Annotated in this window: 28 protein-coding genes and 1 tRNA gene; 19 read left to right on the top strand and 10 right to left on the bottom strand. The window is 36.8% G+C overall.

Features of this window, described 5'->3' with window-relative positions:
* Window positions 1-13: 13 nt before the first annotated feature.
* From AC1PU0_RS12670 to AC1PU0_RS12605, 14 genes are all read left to right on the top strand, one after another.
* Window positions 14-3,301, top strand: coding sequence for a tape measure protein (locus AC1PU0_RS12670; protein WP_479998447.1), 3,288 nt, complete (start codon window positions 14-16; stop codon window positions 3,299-3,301).
* A complete protein-coding gene (locus tag AC1PU0_RS12665; RefSeq protein ID WP_479998446.1) occupies window positions 3,301-4,227 on the top strand; it encodes a distal tail protein Dit in 927 nt (308 codons plus the stop codon). Before AC1PU0_RS12670 ends, AC1PU0_RS12665 begins: the two co-directional genes overlap by 1 nt.
* Window positions 4,228-4,240: 13 nt before the next feature.
* On the top strand, window positions 4,241-6,190 hold the full coding sequence (locus AC1PU0_RS12660; RefSeq protein ID WP_479998445.1) for a phage tail spike protein: 1,950 nt from the start codon (window positions 4,241-4,243) through the stop codon (window positions 6,188-6,190).
* Window positions 6,190-6,390 (top strand): hypothetical protein, encoded by a 201-nt coding sequence (locus tag AC1PU0_RS12655; protein WP_479998444.1) that lies wholly within the window; start codon window positions 6,190-6,192, stop codon window positions 6,388-6,390. The genes AC1PU0_RS12660 and AC1PU0_RS12655 overlap by 1 nt, the downstream gene beginning before the upstream one ends.
* Window positions 6,387-6,554, top strand: coding sequence for a phosphoribosyl-ATP diphosphatase (locus tag AC1PU0_RS12650; RefSeq protein ID WP_430597517.1), 168 nt, complete (start codon window positions 6,387-6,389; stop codon window positions 6,552-6,554). Before AC1PU0_RS12655 ends, AC1PU0_RS12650 begins: the two co-directional genes overlap by 4 nt.
* An 11-nt stretch (window positions 6,555-6,565) precedes the next feature.
* Window positions 6,566-8,350, top strand: a complete 1,785-nt coding sequence (locus AC1PU0_RS12645; RefSeq protein WP_479998443.1) for a hypothetical protein — start codon at window positions 6,566-6,568, stop codon at window positions 8,348-8,350.
* Window positions 8,298-9,419 (top strand): metallophosphoesterase family protein, encoded by a 1,122-nt coding sequence (locus AC1PU0_RS12640; protein WP_479998442.1) that lies wholly within the window; start codon window positions 8,298-8,300, stop codon window positions 9,417-9,419. Before AC1PU0_RS12645 ends, AC1PU0_RS12640 begins: the two co-directional genes overlap by 53 nt.
* Before the next feature lie 16 nt (window positions 9,420-9,435).
* Window positions 9,436-9,915, top strand: a complete 480-nt coding sequence (locus AC1PU0_RS12635; protein WP_111248352.1) for a hypothetical protein — start codon at window positions 9,436-9,438, stop codon at window positions 9,913-9,915.
* A 5-nt stretch (window positions 9,916-9,920) separates the two neighbouring features.
* Complete coding sequence (locus tag AC1PU0_RS12630; protein ID WP_181429523.1) at window positions 9,921-10,076, top strand: hypothetical protein; 156 nt, start codon at window positions 9,921-9,923, stop codon at window positions 10,074-10,076.
* Between the two features lie 29 nt (window positions 10,077-10,105).
* A complete protein-coding gene (locus AC1PU0_RS12625) occupies window positions 10,106-10,381 on the top strand; it encodes a holin (RefSeq protein ID WP_111248351.1) in 276 nt (91 codons plus the stop codon).
* Entirely contained in the window at window positions 10,371-11,147 is a 777-nt protein-coding gene (locus tag AC1PU0_RS12620) for a peptidoglycan recognition protein family protein (protein WP_479998441.1), read from the top strand. Before AC1PU0_RS12625 ends, AC1PU0_RS12620 begins: the two co-directional genes overlap by 11 nt.
* A gap of 297 nt (window positions 11,148-11,444) precedes the next feature.
* Entirely contained in the window at window positions 11,445-11,924 is a 480-nt protein-coding gene (locus AC1PU0_RS12615; protein WP_111248349.1) for a Panacea domain-containing protein, read from the top strand.
* Window positions 11,925-11,926: 2 nt separating this feature from the next.
* Window positions 11,927-12,412: a hypothetical protein gene (locus tag AC1PU0_RS12610; RefSeq protein WP_206838090.1), complete on the top strand. Its 486-nt coding sequence runs from the start codon at window positions 11,927-11,929 to the stop codon at window positions 12,410-12,412.
* A gap of 121 nt (window positions 12,413-12,533) precedes the next feature.
* A tRNA-Ile gene (locus AC1PU0_RS12605) sits at window positions 12,534-12,607 on the top strand.
* A 270-nt stretch (window positions 12,608-12,877) separates the two neighbouring features.
* Here AC1PU0_RS12605 and AC1PU0_RS12600 read toward each other — a convergent pair.
* The 8 genes from AC1PU0_RS12600 to AC1PU0_RS12565 form a co-directional block, all read right to left on the bottom strand.
* Entirely contained in the window at window positions 12,878-13,357 is a 480-nt protein-coding gene (locus AC1PU0_RS12600; RefSeq protein ID WP_111248347.1) for a GNAT family N-acetyltransferase, read from the bottom strand.
* Window positions 13,358-13,381: 24 nt separating this feature from the next.
* Complete coding sequence (locus AC1PU0_RS12595; RefSeq protein WP_206838092.1) at window positions 13,382-13,552, bottom strand: hypothetical protein; 171 nt, start codon at window positions 13,550-13,552, stop codon at window positions 13,382-13,384.
* 48 nt (window positions 13,553-13,600) lie between these two features.
* Window positions 13,601-14,128, bottom strand: coding sequence for a hypothetical protein (locus AC1PU0_RS12590; protein ID WP_206838093.1), 528 nt, complete (start codon window positions 14,126-14,128; stop codon window positions 13,601-13,603).
* A gap of 181 nt (window positions 14,129-14,309) precedes the next feature.
* Entirely contained in the window at window positions 14,310-14,666 is a 357-nt protein-coding gene (locus AC1PU0_RS12585; RefSeq protein ID WP_206838094.1) for a helix-turn-helix domain-containing protein, read from the bottom strand.
* A gap of 52 nt (window positions 14,667-14,718) precedes the next feature.
* Entirely contained in the window at window positions 14,719-15,099 is a 381-nt protein-coding gene (locus AC1PU0_RS12580) for a hypothetical protein (protein WP_206838096.1), read from the bottom strand.
* Window positions 15,100-15,231: 132 nt separating this feature from the next.
* Complete coding sequence (locus tag AC1PU0_RS12575) at window positions 15,232-15,522, bottom strand: hypothetical protein (protein WP_479998440.1); 291 nt, start codon at window positions 15,520-15,522, stop codon at window positions 15,232-15,234.
* A complete protein-coding gene (locus AC1PU0_RS12570; RefSeq protein ID WP_181429519.1) occupies window positions 15,509-15,667 on the bottom strand; it encodes a hypothetical protein in 159 nt (52 codons plus the stop codon). The genes AC1PU0_RS12575 and AC1PU0_RS12570 overlap by 14 nt, the downstream gene beginning before the upstream one ends.
* Window positions 15,664-16,044 carry a hypothetical protein gene (locus AC1PU0_RS12565; RefSeq protein WP_111248342.1) on the bottom strand — a complete coding sequence of 127 codons (381 nt, stop codon included), beginning with the start codon at window positions 16,042-16,044 and terminating at the stop codon, window positions 15,664-15,666. The genes AC1PU0_RS12570 and AC1PU0_RS12565 overlap by 4 nt, the downstream gene beginning before the upstream one ends.
* A gap of 403 nt (window positions 16,045-16,447) precedes the next feature.
* On the opposite strand from AC1PU0_RS12565, the gene AC1PU0_RS12560 reads away from it, so the two are divergent.
* Complete coding sequence (locus AC1PU0_RS12560) at window positions 16,448-17,323, top strand: hypothetical protein (RefSeq protein WP_206849675.1); 876 nt, start codon at window positions 16,448-16,450, stop codon at window positions 17,321-17,323.
* Window positions 17,324-17,415: 92 nt separating this feature from the next.
* Here the strand turns inward: AC1PU0_RS12560 and AC1PU0_RS12555 are convergent, their stop codons facing one another.
* Entirely contained in the window at window positions 17,416-18,654 is a 1,239-nt protein-coding gene (locus tag AC1PU0_RS12555) for an aminopeptidase (RefSeq protein ID WP_206849676.1), read from the bottom strand.
* Between the two features lie 254 nt (window positions 18,655-18,908).
* Between AC1PU0_RS12555 and AC1PU0_RS12550 the strand changes: the two genes are divergently transcribed.
* Complete coding sequence (locus tag AC1PU0_RS12550; RefSeq protein WP_111248339.1) at window positions 18,909-19,481, top strand: TetR/AcrR family transcriptional regulator; 573 nt, start codon at window positions 18,909-18,911, stop codon at window positions 19,479-19,481.
* Window positions 19,482-19,565: 84 nt separating this feature from the next.
* On the opposite strand, the gene AC1PU0_RS12545 is transcribed toward AC1PU0_RS12550, so the two are convergent.
* Window positions 19,566-20,009 (bottom strand): flavodoxin, encoded by a 444-nt coding sequence (locus AC1PU0_RS12545; protein WP_111248338.1) that lies wholly within the window; start codon window positions 20,007-20,009, stop codon window positions 19,566-19,568.
* Window positions 20,010-20,412: 403 nt separating this feature from the next.
* On the opposite strand from AC1PU0_RS12545, the gene map reads away from it, so the two are divergent.
* The 3 genes from map to AC1PU0_RS12530 all read left to right on the top strand — a co-directional run bounded on the left by map (window position 20,413) and on the right by AC1PU0_RS12530 (window position 23,380).
* The gene (gene map / locus AC1PU0_RS12540) at window positions 20,413-21,177 is read left to right on the top strand and encodes a type I methionyl aminopeptidase (protein ID WP_069655402.1); all 765 of its coding nucleotides are present in this window, start codon (window positions 20,413-20,415) and stop codon (window positions 21,175-21,177) included.
* Window positions 21,178-21,196: 19 nt separating this feature from the next.
* A complete protein-coding gene (locus AC1PU0_RS12535) occupies window positions 21,197-22,111 on the top strand; it encodes a YihY/virulence factor BrkB family protein (RefSeq protein ID WP_069655403.1) in 915 nt (304 codons plus the stop codon).
* A 132-nt stretch (window positions 22,112-22,243) separates the two neighbouring features.
* Window positions 22,244-23,380, top strand: a complete 1,137-nt coding sequence (locus tag AC1PU0_RS12530; protein ID WP_069655404.1) for a glycosyltransferase family 4 protein — start codon at window positions 22,244-22,246, stop codon at window positions 23,378-23,380.
* The last annotated feature ends 197 nt before the right edge of the window (window positions 23,381-23,577 follow it).

Below are 23,577 nucleotides of genomic sequence, written 5' to 3'. Positions count from 1 at the left end.
AAGGAGGTAAATAATGTCTCAATCATACAGTATACAAGCTGTTTTATCTGCGGTAGATAAAGATTTCACTAGTAAAATGAACAACGCTGTTGGTACAACAGACAAACTAGACGATGGAATGAAAAAAACAAACACTAGCATCTTGGATATTGCCAAAGGTGTTGGTGTTTTTAAATTGGTAGATATTGGTGTATCTGCTATCACCAATTCTTTAGGTGGTGCCATAAAAAGATTTGACACGCTGAATCAATATCCAACTGTTCTACAATCCTTGGGAGCAAGCGCAGAAGAAGCAGATAGTGGGATGCAGATTCTTTCAGATGGCATAGATGGCTTACCATCGACTTTAGATGAAGTAACAGGAACAGCTCAACAAATGTTTTTGGTTTTTCGTGATGCGGACAAGGCTTCTGAAAGTACAATCGCATTGAATAATGCGTTACTGGCTAGCGGATCTAGTGGAGATAAGGCAGCTCGAGGAACAGAGCAATACTTAAAAATGTTGCGTTCAGGGAAAGTTGACATGGATGTTTGGGGTACACTCCAGGACACTATGGGAATTGGACTAGATAAGACAGCTAAATCTATGCTCGGAGCTGGAGCTTCTACTCAGGACCTTTATAAAGCATTACAAAGTGGAGAAATAAGTGTTACTCAATTTAACGATGAAATAATTAAATTGAATGGTGGTGTTGGCGGATTTGCTGAGCTGGCTAGAGCTAACTCAAAAGGTATTGGAACATCTTTTAAAAACATGGGAAATGCTGTTACAAAAGGTGTAGCTAATGTTATCAAAGCGCTCGATCAATTTGTAAAAGATGCTGGTATTAACGCAGACGGTATTATGGGTATTTTTGACAAAATGAAAGAGGGTATAAATACCTCGTTTAAATTCGTTATTAGCTCGATTGAAGTTGTAACTCCCTATTTTGCGCAATTTATTAAAGTAATAGGTAGTTTAAAACCTTTGTTACCACCACTGACAGTAGCAATAACTGGCGTAGGAACGGCTATCGGTACGATGAAAGTGATCAACACTATTACACCGATGATAACAAAAATGAGCGAATCCGTAAAAATTGCTTCGAATGTATTTCAAACGTACACCGTTGCAACAAAAGCAGGGATGGCATCGACTAAAGCATACCAAGCTGCAACAGTCGGTGGTAACTTAGCGATAAAAACTAGCACAGTATTATTCGGGGCTCTTACAGGTAAAATAAGTCTTGCTACTGGGGCTCAAATGTTGGCAACTAAAGCAACCATCGGTTTCAAAGCGGCTGCTAGCGGATTGTACGCCGCATTAGGACCAGTTGGAATTGCAATGGGAATTGTTGCTGCTGCAGGAGCTGCACTAGTCTGGATGAATAACGAAAATACTAAAGCATCAAAAGAATTAAAGCAAGCGCAAGTTGACATGAAAGAATCTTTAGAAGAGTCCGTTACATCTTACGACAAAGGCATAGAGAAAACCAAAGCCCAAAGCGAAATGAATCGTCAGTTGAAAGACGAAGTTGTAGATTTAGCTGTACAAGAAAACAAATCTGCTGAAACAAAAGAACTTTTGAAAACGAAAGTTGACGAATTAAACAGCAAGGTTCAAGGGCTTGGCTTAGCCTACAATGAAGAAGCTGACGGCATTACAATGAGCAATGAACAACTGGAAAAGCGTCTTGAACTGCAAGAAAAACAAGAAATGGGTAATGCTGCGGAAGAACGTTTGATAGAGTTACAGCAAAAAAGAGTTGAAGCTACAGAAAACTTGAAAAAAGCTGAGGAAGCGAAACAGGAAGTAGATAATAAGTTCATCACTTGGGGCAATGAAATTAAAAACACGGAAGAAGCTTTGACTACTGCCAAAGAGAACCGGAATAATATTGAAGAGCAAATTGCACAAGCGACTATCACAAGAGACAATGGACTGAAGGCAAGCGCTGAAGAATTAAGCTATGTGCAAGCTCAAATGGTTGAACAACAAAAGGTGAGTTATACCGACCTAACAGAATCTCAAAAGACTGCATTTGATGCGATGCAAACACAATATGATGCATTGAGGGAGAAGACTACTAGTGCATTTGATGCCATTGAGCAAAAGCAAGCTATAAGCTTAGAGCAGATGATAGAAAACTTGAATAAAAATGCCGAAGCTGTGCAACAGTGGTCGTCCAACGTTGCAATTTTAGCTGAACGAGGTGTTGATCAAGGGTTGATTGCTCAATTGGAGAAAATGGGTCCTGCAGGAGCTCAACAGGCAGCAGAGTTGGTTAATCGTAGTGATGAGGAATTAAAAACACTTAGCGATACTTATTCTAATAGTGTCAAAGCTGCTAATGATGCGATGGTAAGAACTGCTGGAGAAGGATCGCAACCCTTTGTAGATGAGATGAGTAAAACAGTTGATAAAGCATCAATTGGAGCTAAACAAAAGTTTGAAACAAGTGATTTATTCACATTAGGTGGAAGGATTACAGGAACTCTAAAAGATGACATTGAAAAAAATTCTACCCAAGTCGAGGAAGCTTCGAAAGGCCTAGTTAATAAAGCTGTAAGCCCATTAAAAGACTTGCAACCAAAACTTTATCAATCTGGAAAAGAAGCCCCTAATGGGTTAGCACAAGGAATAAGCGAAAATACTGATGTTGCCGGCAAAGCTTCCGAGAAGATGGGGAACACAGTAGATGAGCAATTAAGAAGTTCGCTTGGAATCCATTCCCCTTCACGGGTGATGGCAGATAACGGAAAATTTATTACAACAGGTTTAGCACAGGGGATTGAAAACGGTCAAAATGAGCCAATTCGCAATATTAGGACTATTGCGGATCGCCTTAAAAATGAATTAAACGGATTGCCTAATGAAATGAATACGATTGGTAATTATGCGATGGCAGGCTTTGCAGATGGAATAAATCAAGGTGGAGAACAGGCAATAGAGAATGCAAATAGAATTGCAAATGATGTTGCAAACACAATGAGATCAGCATTAGATATCCATTCCCCTTCTCGAGTAATGATGAAAATCGGAGGTTTTGTTGGAGAAGGTTTAGCTATTGGAATGGAAAAGAGCGCTAAGTTAGTAGGAAAAGCAAGTATCTTACTTTCGGATGCATCTATGAATATATCATCTGGAGCTATCGGACAACAAACTAGCCAACTTACCGGAGAAAGTAGTCAGAGTTTAAATATAACAGTCGAATCGATTTTAGATGGAAAAATTTTAGCAAGAGAAACTGCATATTTTATGGCAGCAGAATTACAGGGTATTAGCAATAAAAAGAACGCAGCGTTAGGGAGGAGGATTTGATGTATAACTTTGTTGATACTATCGAAATCCCTAATATAAATGATATTCCAAAGGAAGCGATGAATTTTAATGGGAAATTTTTAGAAGAGATAATCCCTGGTTATCGCACATTATCAGTTTCTGGGCGAGAGCTCGCTACTACAGAAATCCAAAGCTATCAGCTAGGAATAAGAGACGGGAAAAGACAGGTTTACTCTCGCATACCAGAGAGAGAGCTTACAATTAAATATGCTCTGATTGCTAATACTGAATCTGACTTTCGTGACTTATTCAATCGACTGAACATCACATTATTTAGTGAAAAAGATGTTGAAATTTGGTTTAACGATGAACCTGAAATGTTATGGAGTGGTAGTAAATCTAAAGTATCAAGTGTACCAGATGGTACTAATAAAATCATAAGCACGTTTTCTATCACTCTTAATGACCCGTATAAATATACTAGGTCAGATGCAACAAGTGTCACATGGGGCTCTGAAACCATCACGTTTAAAGCTAACTATTTAATGGGGAACACTGGGTCTGGTGCTGTCGACATGCCTATTGTTATTGAAGGCGGGGCTTATTGGGGATCAACTATGATAACATTCCAAAATAGTTCTTATCTGATGGGGGATGACGGAACAGAATCTAAACCTATTGAAATTTATCCAACGGTTGAGGGACTAAAAGTTAAACCCGAAATACTATTAAAAGGTACTGGACGTGACGTGTGGATCAAAACTCGCAACGACACCATAAATTTAGGTGATTTCGATGATGCTGATATTTTTATTGATACGAAAAAATTTAATATTACAAAAAATGGTAACCCGATGATTAGACCAATGAATGATTTTTATATTTACCCGAACGAACCTTTGTTTGTCCAAGCGAAGGATAGTGACTTTACTCTTACTATAAGGTATTCAAATAGATTTTTATAAGGAGGTTATCACCTTGCTAATGTCAATGGACTTAAATCGGGAGTACACAGCTATTTTAGATAATGCTTACAATGTCAGCTACGAAAAAATTGAAAATCAGATAGGTAATATTGAATTCACGATGCCATTAGATGATCCAAAGAATGATTCGTTGCAAGAATTATTATGGGTAGAACTAACCGATAATGAAGATGAATACATTGGTCTATATCGAGTGATGCCGTCAACAATTCAAAAAGATGCCAGTAACAATAAAATAATCTATACTGCAACTCACGCCCTAGGGACACTACTCGACAGTGTCCTTTTTGGCTACCATGAATTAGTGAATCGCAAAACTGTTGATGTGATTAATTATGTTTTAGGGAAGCAAACAACAAAGCATTGGGTGCTGAAGAATTGTGAGTTTACACGGTATTTCAGCTATGCGTGGGAGAATGAAAATGGATTAGCGGATGCTTTGTTTTCTATTCCTGCTGCATTTGACGAAGACTATGTTTGGGAATGGGACACACAAGTTTATCCATTTGAACTATCACTTGTTAGACCACAAACAGAAGTAGTTGCTCGAATTCAAGAAGGGTACAATATGCAAGGTTTTGAGATCGAAAAAGATCCGAATAATCTTGTCAACCGGGTTTATCCTTTAGGATCGGGCGAAGGAATTAACCAGATAAATATAAAATCAGTCAATAATGGTATTTCATATGTTGAAGACAAGGATTCCATAGAAAAATATGGCTTAGTCGAATATGTTTGGGTGGACCAACGATTTACTATTCCACAGGCTTTGAAAGATAATGCTCTCAACATGTTGGAAAAATGGTCGATTCCTAAAGTCAGTTGGTCCGTAAACGCTGCTGACTTAACAAAACTAACAGATGACCCACTAATCGTAGACAAACTCCGTAAGGGTGGAGTTACAATGATTAATACAAATGATTTTGGCTCCGTTAACTTAAGAATTAAGAAAGAAGCTAAAAGTGATGTGTTCGGCGCCCCGCAAAATTTGCAATTAGATTTGGGCAATCTTAAAGATGATATCACGACTACGATGTCGGATTTAGGGCGTAAACAACAGATCAATGAGACATACTCACAAGGTGCTACAAACATTTTAAATTATAGCTATCAAGATAATTGCGAGTCAGCATATCCAGCGATTATAGAGTTTTACTTGGATGACGATGTATTTCATGTGAACACGGTTGAATTGACGTTTAAAACGAAAAGATATCGAGGATACACTAAAGCAGTCAAAGGCGGAGGGGCAAGAGTACAGTCTACTTCTGCTGGTGGTGCTAGCACTCAAACGAGTACTGCTGGTGGCGGGAGCATAGCCACAAGTGGAGCTGGTGGCGGTAGCGTGGCGACTAGCTCTGTAAATGGCCAGAGCACTCAGACAAGCAGCGCTGGAGGTAACCATAGGCATTTGATGTTCGCAAGAAGTTCCACGGCTGGACCAATCTCAGAAAATACATTGAGGTATGAGGCAGCAAGAGGTCAAATAGTAGAATTCAGGGGTATCAACGGTAATTTGTATACAAGAGAAGAGAGCGGTAATCATTCCCATAACGTAACTACTCCAGCCCACTCGCATAACGTAAGTATTCCAGCACATACTCACAATGTAAGCATTCCAAGCCATACTCACAATGTAACTATTCCAGCACATACGCATCAAGTCACGTTACCAGACCATACACATCCTCTCGAATGGGGGATATACGAAGCTCCGAATAGTGCAAGCAGTGTTGATATCATTGTAGATGGGAAAACACTTACGCAACATGAGACAAGCCAACAACGACTTAATTTAGTGGACCATCTACGAAAAACAACCTCTGGGAAAATATCCAGAGGTAATCATACAATACAGATTAAACCAAACAGACTTGCGAGAATCGAAGCGCAAGTTATTTGTCGTGTATTTATTCAATCACAACTAGGAGGTCAATTTTAATGAAAGCTTTAGTAGTTACTTTGAAGAATGGTGTTCATGTACAGATGTATTTTGAAAAAGAATCAGAAGCAAAGGAAGTCCGGAACAAAATATTTAAAAGTAAAAGCGAGTTTTGTGAAATGATCGATACTGCAACTGTAAGAGTGAGTGAGGTTGCTCTGATCGAAATCGTTAATGCTGAATTGGAGGGAATAGAATGAAAATTAAAGTGAAAAAAATAGATGGAGAAGCATTTACTGCAGAAACAAATAAAACTTTAGATGAGATTTTTGAAGAACTGTCTAACACTTCGGAAAATAGCTTTATCTTACTTGGGGAACACATCGAACAAAAAATGACAATCCAATCAATTGAAAAAGAATAGAGGTGATTTAAATGGCAGTTGAACAAATCAAAGAAACAGACACACTAAACCAAGGACGCGTAAAAATTAATGCTGTTTTAGATCAATCAAACGCATCATCAGAAAAGGTAGATGCTTACAAGACTGAACTGACAGAAGGTGTAAAACAAGCAAAAGAGATAGCTGAGAATGCTGGTAATCAAGCTAAGGAAATAGCCGAAGAAGCTGGAGAAAACGCCAATAAAAAAGCGGACCAAGCAATTGCTGATTCAAAAACAGCCGTTGATACGTCAAATCGGGCAATTGGTACTGCCAATCAAAACAAACAAGATTTCGATGCGCTAAGAAATGAATTTGAGGACGTAGTTGCTGAATCTGGGGATAGCACTCCAGAAATTGTACAGGCAAGAACTGACACACAAGGAATCAAACAAACCACGTTACAAGCTCGATTAATCAAAGATTTTGGGGATCGATTGACTTCAGCTGATGCCGTACAAATGTTTAGCGGTCCAATAAATACTTCTAAAACTATGGATTTTTCTGGTAAAACTACTGGCAATAAATCTAGCAATCCCCATGTTGCTTACGCAGATAACTCTTCAACGAGTTTAAAAACACCTACTGCTAGTTGGACAGAAATGAATCAGGAAGAATACAACAAAGTAGCTGGTCGTGATGATACGGGTGTTTCTACTGAATCGATGAGAAATGGTATTGTTCCGCAACAGAGATACGAGTTTGACATATTAGAAACGGTTAAGCAATTGGCACCAAATATATTTGATGGTTTAGACATTGGCGAATCAGTTAAATTCGTGAAAGATAATTTTATCTCCTTTAGCTTAAATACAAGAAGCAAAGCCAGCTCCTCTGGTAACAAAGTTTTAAAAGTAGCTACCTATTTAGAATCAGCCAATACCTATACTACACAAATCCAACAAAACGCAGCTGATTATACTGATTTTAAGATTGACATCAATGATAGTAACTTTATCAGTAGTGATGGGAAATTGAATGTCCTGGTTTACACAGATAGTGCCAATGGTGTTACTGCATCTTTAGTTGATACGGATTATATAGGTACACAATTAACGATTTCTTTGAATCCTTTGACTGTGCTAGAAACGTCTGGATTCGTGAAAAAAAGTTATGTTGAATCAGAGGTATCGAATCTGGCTACTAAAACCGAATTAGATGAACATACAGAAAACGATGATAATCCGCATAATGTGTCAAAATCTCAAATAGGATTAGGCCTGGTTGAAAATTACAGTGTAGCTACACAAGAAGAAGCTGAAATTGGGGAAGTATCCAACAAATATATGACGCCAGTTCGCGTTTTCCAAGCAATTTCAGAGTGGATTAAAGGAAAATTTGTTGGAAAAGTAGGAGATGAAGATGTTGGCGGTGTTAAAAACTTTACTAGCATTCCTCAAATTAACAATATTCCAATTGCAGTCGATAGAGGGGTAGCCTATAAAGAAATAACACTCAATACGTCAACAAATGCAAATATAAAAAGTGGCTTTATTAGACTTTGGCGTGTAGGTAACCTAGTAAATGTCGGTGTCTATCTAAGTTTATCTGGTCCAGTCAGATGGGCAAACCTTGCACCTTTCCCAAAAGGGTTTGTTCCGCAAAGTCCCGGAAGTTTTGGTGTTCCGTTAGGATCGAATGGCGGAGAACAACTTGCAGCTACACTTTATGGCGGATCTGGGAACTTCAGACTTTTAACTGCCGGTTCGTTACCTTCTTCTGGATATGATTTTCAAGGTACGGGAATTTATTACACAGAATCAGACTTTCCCAGTTAAGCCTCTGGATGTACCAGAGGTCTTTTATAAGTCTGCACTGGATGAATTAAAAAATAAAATTAATCCCAATTTAATTTCCATCGGTTATCAGACGGACAATCACTATGATTTGTGGTATTGGGTGCAACATGTGGCAGACGGAATATCTAAGGTAAATAATTTAGCCTATTTACAAGATTCTGTCGATGTCATAATCGCCGGAGGGGACAATGTACAAAGTGGGAGAATTGGAAAAGAACTAAACGTGACTATCATGAATCAATGGTTGTCTTTCTTTTTCGCTGGCAATCAAGCTGACCGCTTTGCATTAAGAGGGAATCACGATGATGGCTCGCAAAAACCTAGTGATTTTAACAAAGTAAAACCAGCTTTAAGTGATGTTATCACTGCGGATGATTTTAAATCCATGTATAGAACAAAAGCATGTAATTACGGTGAAGTGAGAGATGGAGATAGTCTATATGGCTACAAAGATTATACAAAACACAAAATCAGAATTATATTTTTAGACTCGATTGATAATCCAACAATAGTTGATTCTACAGGCAAACTGAAATATTACGGTATGGGCACCATGGGATTTAGAGAAAGGCAGCTAAAATGGATAGCACAAGAAGCGCTAGGTAATTGCCCAGATGATTATCATGTAGTGATGCTTAGTCACGTCCCAATTGATGGTTCTCAAAATGAGGCGAACTCAATAAATCATAAGAGTTTGATAAAAATAATTAAAGCGTTTAATGATCGAACATCAGTAAAACTTGTAAGTGATAGTACTAGTGTTTACCAAGAAGATTTCGGCGTAAATTTTGCGGTAGACTTTTCGAATCGCAAAACGAGTAATTTTGTAGGATACATTGCCGGACACAATCATACAGAAAAAATGACTTTAGTTGAGGGGTTTAATGTAATCATTTGTCGCCAAGCTGTTTTCGAAGATTGGCAACCAGAAACGTCATTGGGCACAGCCAAAGAAGATGCTTTACAAGTGATACAGATTGATACAAATAATCGAAAAATTATTATTTTAGGATGCGGAAGAGCGACAAACAGAGAATTTAGTTACTAAGAGAGTAGGTGGACAAATGAATGATGTGAAACTCGAAGAATTACAGGACATTTTCGATGATCGCTATATAAAAAAAGAAGATTTAGAAAAGCAGGTAAATGAAGTTGCCAGTAAAAAGTACGCAAGTAAACAAGATTTATTAGAAGCAATTGGAAAAATTGAAGCAATGCAAGTTGAACAGACAAGGAACACTGAAATGCTAAACAAAATCTATGAGATTGTTATCTCGATACAAGAAGACCAAAGCCAACAAAAAGCAAAGCTTGCTCTTTTAGCAACGGACGTAGAGATTGCAAAGAAGGTTTTGTTTAGACAAGTTTGGGAATCGTTACCTCGCATTGTGAGGGTCTTTGTGATATCGATTAGCATATTTCTACTGTTGATTATCTTTTCGGCGCTGATAGGCGAGACTGCTAATCAATTTATGCAAACGAACGGTTTGTATGTGGCGGTAGCTACTGCAACAATAAGTTATCTATTTTCTAGAAAGGAGTGAACAATATGAGCTATTGCCAATGGTGGAATCCCTGGTGTAAAGGGAAACGAGCAGTAAAAAATGTTTTAAACGATCAAGTATTAAGAATTCTGGAAGAACAGAAAAAAGAAGAACAGAAAAAAGAAGAACAGAATATCAAAAAAACGAAAGAGGAAGCTTAGCGGCTTTCTCTTTTTTAGGAGGAAAAAGAATGGACAGTATATTAGCATCAGCTACAACAATTGTTGCGTTTGTATTAGCGGCGACGCAACTAGTAAAGAAGTACACGGGAACTGATAATAAGTGGTTACCATTAATCAATTTGGGCTTAGGAGTAGCACTTGGCATTGGCTGGAGCCTTTCGTATGACCCAGAAAATTTAATTAACTTTATTTGGGGCGGCGCTATAGCTGGTTTGGCAGCAGGTGGGTTTTATGATTTAGGAGCAAGCAATTTAAAGAAGGGCAGTGAAGAGGATGGAGATTAAACGCCAGATTAGGTCTACTCCACAAGTAGGCTATGCACCTTACAGGCAAATCCATCCCCACAGCACTGGAAATCCTAACTCCACCGCACAGAATGAAGCGGACTTTATGAGCCGAAAAGATTTGAATAGCGGGTTCTACACTCACGTAGTTGGGAATGGACAAGTCATCCAAACAGCTGAAGTAGGATGTGGGGCTTATGATGTTGGTGGTGGGTGGAATTACGAAACGTATGCTGCAGTTGAGTTAATCCAAAGTCATGCCACGAGAGCAGAATTTGAACGAGATTATCGTTTATATGTGGAGTTGCTTCGACAATTAGCTAAAGAAGCAGGCATACCACTAACTTTAGATACCAAGGATTTAACGGGAATTAAAACTCACATGTTTTGCACTTACAATCAGCCGAATAATGGAAGTGACCACATTGACCCGTACCCTTATTTAAACCGGTGGGGAGTTACTGTCAATCAGTTTGAAAGTGATTTAGCGAATGGATTCAGCAGCGATTCAGCGGATAGCAATAGACCAACACAAAAATTAGAAGAGGATGATATTATGTATATTTATGAAGTGACACGCAGACAAGGAAATACGGAAATTTGGTTTATGAACGGAGCAACAAGATGGTACTTACCAACAGATGAAGCAGTAGCGACTGCAGAAGCACAATTGAAAAAATATGGTCGTTCTACCGCTCGTATGCGCTTTAACTATGATAATTTCCAATTGAAACAGTTAGAGAAAGCTTCAAAAGAAGTTAAATAATTCTTTTTCTTTGCAAAATATGACAAGAGTTTATATACTTATCTTACCCTAATAACGAGACTTTTTTATAATCTCCCTTTTCCCATCTCTTTTGAGTTGGGATTTTTTTGTTTATATGGGAGTAATTTGGGAGAGTTATGAATGGTAGCTGAACGGGCACATCGAACGGTAACTGCTAAAATAAATTATAAGTTTAAAGGGTATCGTTTGCTAAATTTAAAAAATGAATTGATAATAATTGATATACAATGTAAACTAATGATATAGATAACATTATTGTTATAAAGGAGGGATACTATGTGGAATGCTAATAAAGTCGCTAATTGGTTTCTTGTAAGGCATTCATCTGAAATGCAACGAGATGAAGCTGTCGACGAGAATTTGACTCAAATGAAATTACACAAGCTCATGTATTATGCGCAAGGAGTGAATTTAGCTGTTTTCTCTAATAGATTATTTGATGAAGATCTTTTAGCTTGGAAACATGGTCCTGTCGTCAGAAGTGTATACGATCGTTTTCAAGGTTTGAAGGAATTAGATGTAACTGTAGATGATGAGCAACTAGAAAATTATGAAGAAATCGCAAATGATAGCAATAGTAGAATGGTCTTAGAAGCGGTTTACGAGCAGTATGGTGGTTTTTCTGCTGGACAATTAAGAAATATGACACACAGTGAAAAACCATGGATAGAAGCCCGAGATAGTGGTGAAGATTCACCAATCTTAGATGACGATACTATCGAACAATACTTTAAGGAAAATATTGTAGAAGTCTAGTCATGGCTAAGATAGATTTTAAAAAAAAGGTAGAACAATACGAAAATAAAGTAACTAATATTGTCCTAAGAAAAGCTGAAGAACCTATATTTATAACTTTTAACTTTAGTTTTCTTACTGATAATTCTTCTTATAATTTACATTGCGATTCGTGCACTCATGATCATAGGCATCACTTGATTGAACGGTTATTGAATTTATCGAATAAAGATTTAGTATCATTAACCGCTAAGACGAATAAAAACTGGGGACTAGAGAAGTTAAAAAAAGACGACTTCGGACGTAACGATAAAATAAAAAACTTGAAGATTTCCTCTAAGTTTGAATCTTCAAAAAGAAGCGATTTAGCAGGCGATGGGTATTGGATATTTAGGCTTTGTCCCAATAATAATCCGTTTGAAAGTAGAATAATAGGTAAGATGATTGATGACATTTTTTATGTCATGTTCATTGATTACAATCACGAACTATATGCTAAGCGTAAGTAATACCGCCCCTAATTAGTCAACATTTTTGACAACACCATCCAACCACTATAGAATAAAAAAGAACGTGCCTACCAACACGTTCAGCATAATCATCGTGCCGCCTCTACATGGGGCGGTTTTCGTACCTTTAGCTCAGTTGGTCAGAGCAGACGGCTCATAACCGTCCGGTCGCAGGTTCGAGTCCTGCAAGGTACATAAAAGTAAGCGTGTATATTCTTTGCACAGACGAACTTATTAGTATATACTAATATTATTCTAATAAAGTAGTGTTAAGAATACTCCTTGCAAAATGCCGTCCATACTATCGGGCGGTATTTTATTTTTGATGAAAAACTGCTAATAAGTTGTACTATTAGTAGGTATTATATGCGTGTCCACTGTGCAAGAGTAATTCAGTATTCCGTCTCTAACGAGGCGTTTTTTTGTGCAAAGAAAAAGCCCTAACGATTGCGGGGGCTTGATTTATTATATTATTCTTATATCGACATCGTTTGTAGCAAAACTTTTGTAAAACTTAATTAATTCCGATTTAGAAAGTGCGTTTTTTAATTTTTTGCTAGGGACAGCTATATTTAAAGTAATGCTTTTGATATTATTATTAGTACAAAACTCTACCAACTTAGACATATAAAATGTTGCAATCCCATTTTTTCTCAATTCTTGATTAGTACCAATATGCTGTAGATAAAGAGTTGAATTGCCATTATCGTTATCAGGGAAAGCTCTGGACGAATGTTTCCGGATATAGAAATCCATTGTAAAAATAGATTCGTGACTATTTTGGTCATATAGGAAAAATTTCACACTATCTTTATCGGGTTTGATATGGCACCCTATACCTATTAACGACCTATCACCAAGACTGTCAGAAAAACAAAATTTAATATCTCTATCTTTTAAAATGCTAGGCACACCAAAGTTAGTTATCGCTTCTTTTGTAATCAAAAAAACACATCCCTTCTCTATATATTATAAACTATTTTGTACTAAAAGAGCAATCCTATCCTCAATATCTATACTCAACACCAGTAACCTATACAACTCTGCAGCATCCATCAAACTATCAAACTCCCATCGAGCCGCACCATCATCGCTAACCAATCCTACTACATTACCATCTAATATAATTATCTGATCCATATAAAAACCCCCTTACGATAATATACGCAAGGAGGGGAAAGAATTATTTTAATCTCGCCAATCTAATAGAGTCCAACCTTTGTATGACTTTACTGGACGCTTTCTTTTACCTTGTTCTGATGCCTTTATTTTAACGATACCATCAAAAGCTTGTCTTACAGAGCTACCATCGAACAACTCAAGGTTTTGGCGTATAAAGTCTTTAAGATTGATTGTTTCGTAGATTTTACCTATTGGTGATTTTATTTTCCAGTATTTTGCGTTCGGATGTTTATCTCCTTGATGTTCAGCAAAATACTTTTCTTTTTCTAGCAACCACTTTTCATTTGTTTTGTCATAAGTGCCAGTGAGTTGTAGCTGTTGCCGATGTTCTTTACCACAAGAATGAGAGCAGCAAACTTTTTCACTACTAGGCGGCTCCGCAAATGATTTACCGCATACAACACATTGTTTAATATTCTGTTTAGAATCTGCGTAACATTTTCTAGAGCAAAATTTGCTCCCTTTACGCTTAACTTCTTTTCCGCAAAATTCGCATTTAGAGGTCATTATATCTGTTTCTCCTTTTTGTTTCACGCTTAAAATCTATAGTAAAAGGTTGTTAACGCTATCCAAAACAAGTTTTACCAATATCACGAAATATAAAAAACAGGCTATCCAAAATCTTTCTTTGTAAAATTTGGATTTTGTTATAAAAAGAGATAACAACAGAATGATGAAAGCTAAAATTATTATGTGCTTACCCGAAATTACAATGTCATTCATGTTTGTTGCTCTCCGCTGATTTATCTAAAAAGTCATTCATGAAAAATGTGTAAGCAATAAGCATCTTGTTATAATCAGTGATTTTTCTTTTTTCAGTATCCCAATCCTCTAAAGTCCTAACCGGGATATTGTATACTCGAGAAAATGCTGCCCGGCTGATTTTTCGTGACTCTCTAATTTCTTTTAGTGATGTTGTAGCCAACTCGTAGATAGATGTCAAGATGTTTCCGAGCTGTTCACTTGGGTAGTTATCCATCCATTCTTGCCATCCGCGTTCCGCGATGTACATTTCCACATTGCTATACTCTTGAGCCTCCGCATAAAGTGTTGCAAACAAATCGTATTTCATATTATTACCTCTTTCTGGTTTAAGTAAGAGAGGGAAGGAGATTCCCTCCAAATTATTTTATGATATAAGCAACCGTTCCGTCTTCGATGACTAGTTCATCATCATCTAATACATAATCATCGATACTATCAGACCAACTTTTGCCATTGCCTACCACAATGTAACAATGCTTGTGGTAACCAATCCATTCTTCAACGTGCTCGATAATGCTTGAGTTATAAGTGCTAACTCCTGGGAACTCAGCCATTTCGTTATACTCTTCAGTTCCGTATTCCGGAAATGCTCTTTCGTCCTCTCTGTCATGATTATGCTTGCTATCAGAGATAACATCTCCGACTTTATATTCTTTTTCCTCGAAACGGATACCAGCAGCTGAGTGATCCCACTCAAAGTCTTCCATAAGTTCTTTTAATTCGTCTATTGTTAAGTTCATTTTGATAATCTCCTTTTTCTCTCTTACTTGACTACATACATATAATACCACGCTTCGCGTGGTATGTAAAGTGTTTTGCGTAAAATAATTAAAACTTTTTGAAAATAAAAATCCCTACTATTAAAGTAGGGATCAAGCTATACTTGCCATAGGTTTTAAAACAAACTCACGAACGAAGCTATCAGGGTTTTTGACTGCAAATTTCTCGATCACGAATTGTTTACGATTATTATAGTGCCCAAAGGTAGCAAGTTCGAATTTTCCATCCTCAAGAAATAGGATTAGATTAGCGAGCTCCTTTCTGCCAACTAGACAATTGATATCAGCGGAAGGGGTATGCAGTGTAAAACGCACTAGCATATCGGGAAACGACTTTATAACCCTAATTTTATCAACGATGCCTACATAGCTACTCTTTTGCATAATATTCGCCCTCCTCGGTGTTTAAGTAAAATATAAACTTTTCCAATCCAACTTCATTTATCAATCGTTGACCGCTACCCCATAAGAAGTGTTGGAACTCTTCATACGATAATAATCCAGCCTCATAGTCATCGATTAAGTTCATATGCTGTTCCATTTCCTAAAATCAAACAACTCTACGTTGCGAATCTCATCATAATGTACTTTTGTGTCATTGATGATATAACCTAACTCATCAAATCCTTCGATAAAACCTATAGTATCATCAAAATATTTACCTTCGGTATCTTTAATTTCAAGTTGGACAGTCACTTGCCGATCATTTTTAAAAGCAAATTCGCATATTTGTCCAATTTCTCCCTCGGTCATTTTTCTTCTTTGCGGGACTACTTTGCGTAGACGTTTATTTTCTCGCGATACGCTTGCCGTATGTTCGGCCAAAAAGAAACCTTGCCATTTTTTCATCCCTCTATCTTCGTATTCTCGGAAATAAGGATCTGATAAATCAATATGATCTGTCATGATAAACACCATCCTTTTAATGTATGACTATTATACGAATATATGTTCTGTTTGTCCAGAAAGAGATACTTAACTGATTGTCGGAAATTCTCTTGTGCCAAAATTTGTGCCAAAATATTATAAAAAGGGATCTGTTTGGATATACACAAAATAAGTATAGACAAAGAGTATCTATCTATTTACAACTATATAATAGGTAGTATTAGTTAGTCGAGAACGTAAAAAACACCTTTCAAACGTTGATTTGATAGGTGTTTTTTTGTTTTCACACTATTAGTACAGAAGTTGTTTCACTAGATACGGAAAAACTACCAAAAATTTAAAAATGTTTTTAAATGACTATTGTAATTTAACTAGTATATATTATATAATTATGATGTTACAAAGAAAGGATTGTGAGAAAATGAAAAAGGTTAGTTTAGTATTATTAGGTTTATCATTGCTTTTTGTTGGTGGAGCAACAAGTGCAAGTGCAAATGCAGATGAAGGAGAAATCACAGCTGTACCCTATGGGGAATTAAAAAGTGTGGACAATTTGCAAAATGATGATTTAGAGTCAGAAGAGACAATTACACAAAATGAACGTGCTGTTGCAATAGCTCCGACTGTTACTTATCGTACGCATATTCAAAATATTGGGTGGCAAGGTTGGAAGAAAAATGCTCAAGTGGCAGGAACATCTGGTCAAGCAAAAAGATTAGAAGCAATTGAATTGAAAGTAAAGGATTCACCTTACAGTGGTGATATTCAATACAGTACACACATTCAAAATATTGGATGGCAGGGCTGGAAAAAGAACGGTCAAGTATCTGGAACTTCTGGTCAAGCTAAACGTTTAGAAGCAATTAGAATCAAGTTAACAGGGGAATTAGGAAGAAGATATGATGTCTTTTATCGTGTCCATGCACAAAACTTCGGTTGGATGGGATGGGAAAAAGGTGGAATTCCTGCTGGAACATCAAAATTTGCTTATCGTTTAGAAGCAATCGAAGTAAAACTTGTGCCAAAGAAAAATTATTTTACAATAAACAAATCGGCTAAAACTTCATATAGAGATAACACAAAAGTTGCTGGTGAATTAGATGCTAAAAAATTAAAAGTTCCAAATAAATATTTAGATAATGGTCTAAAACTATTCAAAAATTCTAAATCGGTCATAAACTTTGCAGAAAAAGAATTGAACGATGCTAATCGTAAAACAATTGGTTATCAAACATATCAATTAAGAAGAAATCTTAAAACAATCGGTTATACCGTTGATTTTTATTATCCATATTAACAATTAAAAAGAACGAGCTTGGGACGTAAGTCCCAAGAAACATAAAATAGAAGACCGAAAATCGTAAAAAATGATTTTCAGTCTTCTATTTTTTATGCCCAATCCCCACTACGGAAAATCGGAACTCGTGTGCCATCTTCTCTAATGCCGTCTATATCCATTTGATCTGATCCCACCATGAAATCAACATGAGTATGACAGCGGTTTAAACCTGCTGCTATTAATTCTTCCTCAGTCATTTCAGTTCCGCCTTGTAAGTTAAAAGCATAGGCGGAGCCAAACGCTAAATGATTTGAAGCATTTTCGTCAAATAGAGTATTGTAGAAAATAATACCTGATTGAGAAATAGGGGACGGGTCTGGAACCAACGCTACTTCGCCTAAATGACGTGCGCCTTCGTCTGTTTCAAGTAATTTCGCTAATACATCTTCTCCTTGTTCGGCAGAAAAATCAATGACTTTACCGTCTTTAAATGTAAATTTCATACCAGAGATAGTTGTTCCGGCATAACTTAATGGTTTAGTGCTAGAAACAACACCATCAACATGACGGCTGTCAGGAGCGGTGAAAACTTCTTCTGTTGGCATATTAGCCATAAATTTTTCACCACGAACGTTATCGCTACCGGCACCTTCCCATAAATGATTTTTGGGCAAACCAATCACTAAGTCTGTACCTGGTGCTGTGTAGTGTAATGCTTTAAATTGTTCTTTATTTAACGCGTCTGCTTTTGTAGCTAACTTGTTATCATGGGCTTGCCAAGCGGCAACAGGGTCTGCCTCGTAAACACGAGTAGTTTTAAATATCTGATCCCAGAGTGCATCGACTTGTTGCTCACTGTCTTTCAAGTCTGGGAAGACTTTAGCTGCCCATTCTTTACCTGCGGCGGCAACAACTGTCCAGCTGACTTTATTCGCTTGTGTAGCCTTTCTTAAATTAACTAACGCTTTGCCAGAAGCAGATTGGAAAGCAGCTACACGATCTGGATCTACTCCAGCTAAAGTATCAGGATTAGATGAGACAACACTGATTCGGCTGGCTCCTTTGTTGACCCAGTCATCCGTTTGGTCTATTTTATGTTGAGGAATACTTTCCAAGTACTTTTCGTCTGCATGTAATAAAAATTCACGTTGAATGATATCGTCATTCCATTGAACGATTACTTCACCAGCCCCTAATTTATATGCTTCTTCTGTAATCAATCGAGCCAAAGGTGCTTGATCAACATTAATTTGTAAAACGATACTTTGTCCCTTTTTAACATTTACACCAGTTGCGACAATTAATCTCGCATATTTTTTTAATATCTCATTAAAATTTGGTAATGTCATAGAATAACCTCCTAGTTTTCATTCATGTAACCGTTCATATCATAACACGTAGAGTTCGTGAACTCAAACAAACGAGCAAGTCTAACAGCTTATTTAATTCTGAAAAAAAGCTCTTGAAAGTCCCGTCTAATCAAATTAATAAAATAATATAAATTGAAGTACTAGAATTTTGCAGATTAAACAAATCGTGTTACAATAACTGTAGTATTGATATGGAAGCGTTGTAAAGGATAGGTAGAGGGGATTGAAAGATTATGGCAAGAAAAAAAACAATTACTAAAGATCAGATTTTAAATGCTGCATACGAAGTAGTGGCCACTGAAGGCTTTTCGAAATTCACCGCACGAAACATTGCAACCAAAATGAAATGCTCAACACAACCTATTTATTTAGAATTTAAAAATATGGATGATTTAAAAGAAGAATTATTTGAAAAGATTCACGAATATTTAGCAAAAGAAGTATTTCCTGTCACTCATACAGACAATACTATTGTGGACTTAGCGTTAAATTACATTCACTTTGCTAAAAACGAAAGTAAATTATACCGCGCATTATATTTAGAAGAATATGGTGGTGGAAAAAGAATGCAGGAGTTTTCTTATAGCTATTTTTCTAATGCGGTCAAAAAAGACCCTGACTACGAAAAATTAAATGACACAGAAATCAATTCTCTTCACATGGGAACTTGGATCGTTGCAACGGGAATTGCGGCGTTGATGACTTCGGGGATCATTCGTCCAAGTGATCAACAAATTGAACAGTTGATGAAAGATGCAATCGAGCAGATTTTAGAGCGCGATGAACCGATTGATATCGATAGTTAAGAGCAATTAAACGAAAAGGCTGAAAGCAAACTCATTGACGTTGCTTTCAGCCTTTTCTTGTTTAATTATCGTTATTTCTAATAATCATTTTACAGCTTCTGCTAATTTTTTAGCAAAAGCTTCAAGATTTTGAATATCTTCTTCTTCAGCAGCTAGATCGACTTTTACGCTATCTGCTCCTTTGGTTGCGCCAATTTTTGTGAAAACAGCGTCGAAGTCATCCACTGATTTACAGAACTCATCGTAAAAAGTGTCGCCTGATCCGCAAACACCGTAAGTTTTTCCAGCTAGATTGATTTCTTGTAGTTCTTCGTAGAAATCTACTATTTCGTCTGGTAATTCGCCATCACCATATGTATATGTCGCAACGACACATATATCCGCCTCTTCAAAATCTTCAGGATCAACTTGTGTACATTCATTGATTTCAACTTCAATATTTAAATTTTCAAGAGCTTCAGCAACGATATCTGCGATTTCTTCTGTATTTCCAGTCATGCTTGCATAAACGATTTTAGCTAAGGTCATTAGATTTCCTCCTTCAAATAATACCACCTTGATTATATCAGAAAAACGAAGGCTGTGTAAATTACAAAATGAAGTTTTAAAATGGATAAATTATCTACATTTCAACGTTTTTGATGGTTAGAAGATTAAAAAAGAATGAAATCTATTTTTAACAACTACTTTTCAGTGAAATTTTCATAAATTATGATAAAATACTCTTATATGAAGATTTTTTAGCTTCAAGAGCTAGCCGTTATGCTTTGCTTCGATCTTATCGATTCATAAGAGCTAACACTTTAAAAAATGAAGGTATCGGAAAAGATAAAAAATAATTTTGGTAAAGAGCATTGCATTTATTTTTTCTATTTTCTGTCAATGCTGGCCAAGCTCTTTCAGCTTTTATATTTTAGGAGGACGAAATTGAATGATTACACTAAAATCACCAAGAGAAATTGAAATGATGGATGAGTCTGGAGAATTATTGGCAGACGTTCATCGTCATTTACGCACGTTTATCAAACCAGGAGTTACGAGTTGGGACATTGAAGTGTTCGTTAGAAACTTTATTGAAAGTCATGGCGGCATTGCTGCTCAAATCGGTTTTGAAGACTATAAATATGCAACATGCTGTAGTATCAATGATGAAATCTGTCATGGCTTTCCTCGTAAAAAACCATTAAAAGATGGCGATTTGATCAAAGTAGACATGTGCATTGATTTAAAAGGCGCTATGTCAGATTCCTGCTGGGCTTATGTAGTCGGCAAGTCAACACCAGAATTAGATCACTTAATGGAAGTAACAAGAAAAGCCTTGTATCTAGGGATCGAGCAAGCGCAAGTTGGCAATCGTATCGGTGATATTGGACATGCAATCCAAACGTATGTTGAAAGTGAACATTTATCTGTCGTAAGAGATTTCGTGGGTCACGGTATTGGTCCGACTATTCATGAAAGTCCAGTTATTCCTCATTATGGTGAAGCGGGTAAAGGATTACGTTTAAAAGAAGGAATGGTCATTACGATCGAGCCGATGGTCAACACTGGAACGTGGCGTATGAAAATGGATCCAAATGGCTGGACAGCGTATACTTTAGATGGTGGAATCAGTTGCCAATTTGAACATACACTGGCTATTACGAAAGATGGACCAAAAATTTTAACTTCTCAAGGAGAAGAACTGACTTATTAATCAATTAGAGGAGAATGGTATGAAACTGGTAGACAAAGTAAAGAGGAATGAAAAATTAATGCGTTTCATTGAAACAACACAACATCGCATGATTGATTCAGAGATTGGAAATACGTCGGTCGTTGTGGCTTACTATTTACTTTTGTCCCTGTTTCCTCTATTGATTGCGGTAGGAAACCTCCTGCCGTACTTACATATTGATCCAAACGAAGTGCTACCCTATATCGCTGAAGCAATTCCAAAGGCTATATTTGAGGACTTAAAACCAGCAATCCAATCCTTGCTGACACAACGCTCAGGTGGCTTACTGTCGATTTCTGCTTTAGCCGCTTTATGGAGTGCGAGTCAAAGTATTAATGCACTGCAAACGGCAATGAATAAAGCGTTTGGTGTTGAACAACGCAAAAACTTTATCATTGTTCGTATCATGTCTTTACTTGTGATTCTCTTATTTATGATAGCGATCGTTGGTGTTGTTGGGGTATTGGGCTTAGGGAAAACGATTTTAGATTTACTGCAGCCAATAGTTCATTTTTCAACTGATTTTATTGATACCTTTCAAGCCTTGAAGTGGCCGATCACATCATTGGTCCTATTGGTTATTATGTGTTTGATTTATCGCGTTGTTCCTAATGCAAAATTGACATTTCGTTCGATCATACCAGGGGCTATTTTTGCAACGGCGGGCTGGATGTTATTGTCACAAGCGTTTGGTTTATATATCAAATACTTCAGTTCAAAAATCGCCAGTTATCAAATTATAGGAAGCTTTATTATCTTAATGTTGTGGCTGAATTTTGCAGCCACAATCATCATTCTAGGTGGTATTATCAATGCAGTCGTTAAAGAGTACCTCTCGAATGAAAAAATTCAACACCGCTATGGTTTGATCAATCGACTAGTGGACAAAGCAAAAGAAAAATTAAAGAAGTAGACCGAACGTTTTCGATTCAAATAAACAAGTAGAATTTTTCGTTTTTCTACCCAGTGGAAACACCTGTTCCAACTTGTAAATGTAGAATGATTCGGTATAATATACGATGTACATTAAGAAAGTAGGTTCATCATGTCGATGTTTATTTATGAAATTGTTATCCGTCTATTTCTGACGTTTATCTTATCTTTGATCACGACGCCGATCGTTAAATTATTGGCGTTTAGAATAGGAGCATATGATGCTCCCGGTGAAAGAAGAGTGAATACTAAGAATATGCCAACAGCGGGTGGATTAGGTATTTATTTTGTTTTTTCATTTTCTTGTTTAGTCATGTTTCAGTCTATTATACCAATCAATTATATCTGGCCAATCATTTTGGGAGCTGGTATCGTTGTTGCAACGGGCTTGCTCGACGATATTTATGAATTATCCCCAAAGAAAAAAACACTAGGAATTATACTTGGTGCATTAGTTATCTATTTTGTGGCAGAGATTCGGATCGATGCCGTAACATTACCTTTCCTAGGTCACATAGATTTACGTTGGTTTAGTTTACCATTGACATTGTTTTGGATATTTGCAATTACGAATGCGGTTAATTTAATTGATGGGTTAGATGGACTGGCTTCGGGGGTTTCGATCATTAGCTTAGCAACAATTGGCGTCATCGGTTATTTTTTCCTTCATGCGAAAACAGTATATATCCCAATCGTGATTTTTATTTTAGTCGCGAGTATTGCAGGTTTTTTTCCGTACAATTTTTATCCAGCTAAGATATTTTTAGGTGACACTGGCGCTTTATTTTTGGGCTTTATGATCGCAGTCATGTCTTTGCAAGGATTGAAAAATGCGACGTTTATTACGGTGATCACACCTATGATAATTTTAGGTGTACCCATTACAGATACTGTTTACGCGATTATTCGTCGCTTAATGAATAAGCGACCGATTTCATCAGCAGACAAGATGCACTTACACCATCGTTTACTTTCACTCGGGTTTACCCACAAAGGTGCGGTAATGACGATTTATGGGTTAGCACTGGTGTTCTCTTTTGTAGCGCTATTATTTAGTTATGCAAGTAATGTTGCATCCATTTTGTTGATTGTTTTTAGCGCAATTGGTCTAGAATTATTTATAGAAATGATTGGATTAGTTGGCGAAAATCATCAACCATTGATGTACATTTTACGCATGTTTGGAAATCGTGAATTTCGTCATCAGCAATTAGAAAAAAGACTAGGCAAACATTCTAAAAAAAAGTAATAGCTCCATGACAATAGTTGCTGGATTCATAAGCTGTGTTATAATTTCCTAATTGAGCAAAAAAGAGGGCGGGATAGAACAGTGACAGTTTTGCTCTGTTCTCCTACGAAGTTCGTTAAATAATGAAAAAACCTGTGGGATATGACGTTTTATACAGAATGAAAAACTGCTAATAATTGAGTAGTAAAGCGTTGGTA

The organism is Enterococcus sp. XAF26B05_ASV22, assembly GCF_056727285.1.
The sequence above is the reverse complement of the archived record's forward strand: the minus strand, read 5'-3'. Positions and strand labels throughout refer to the sequence as shown.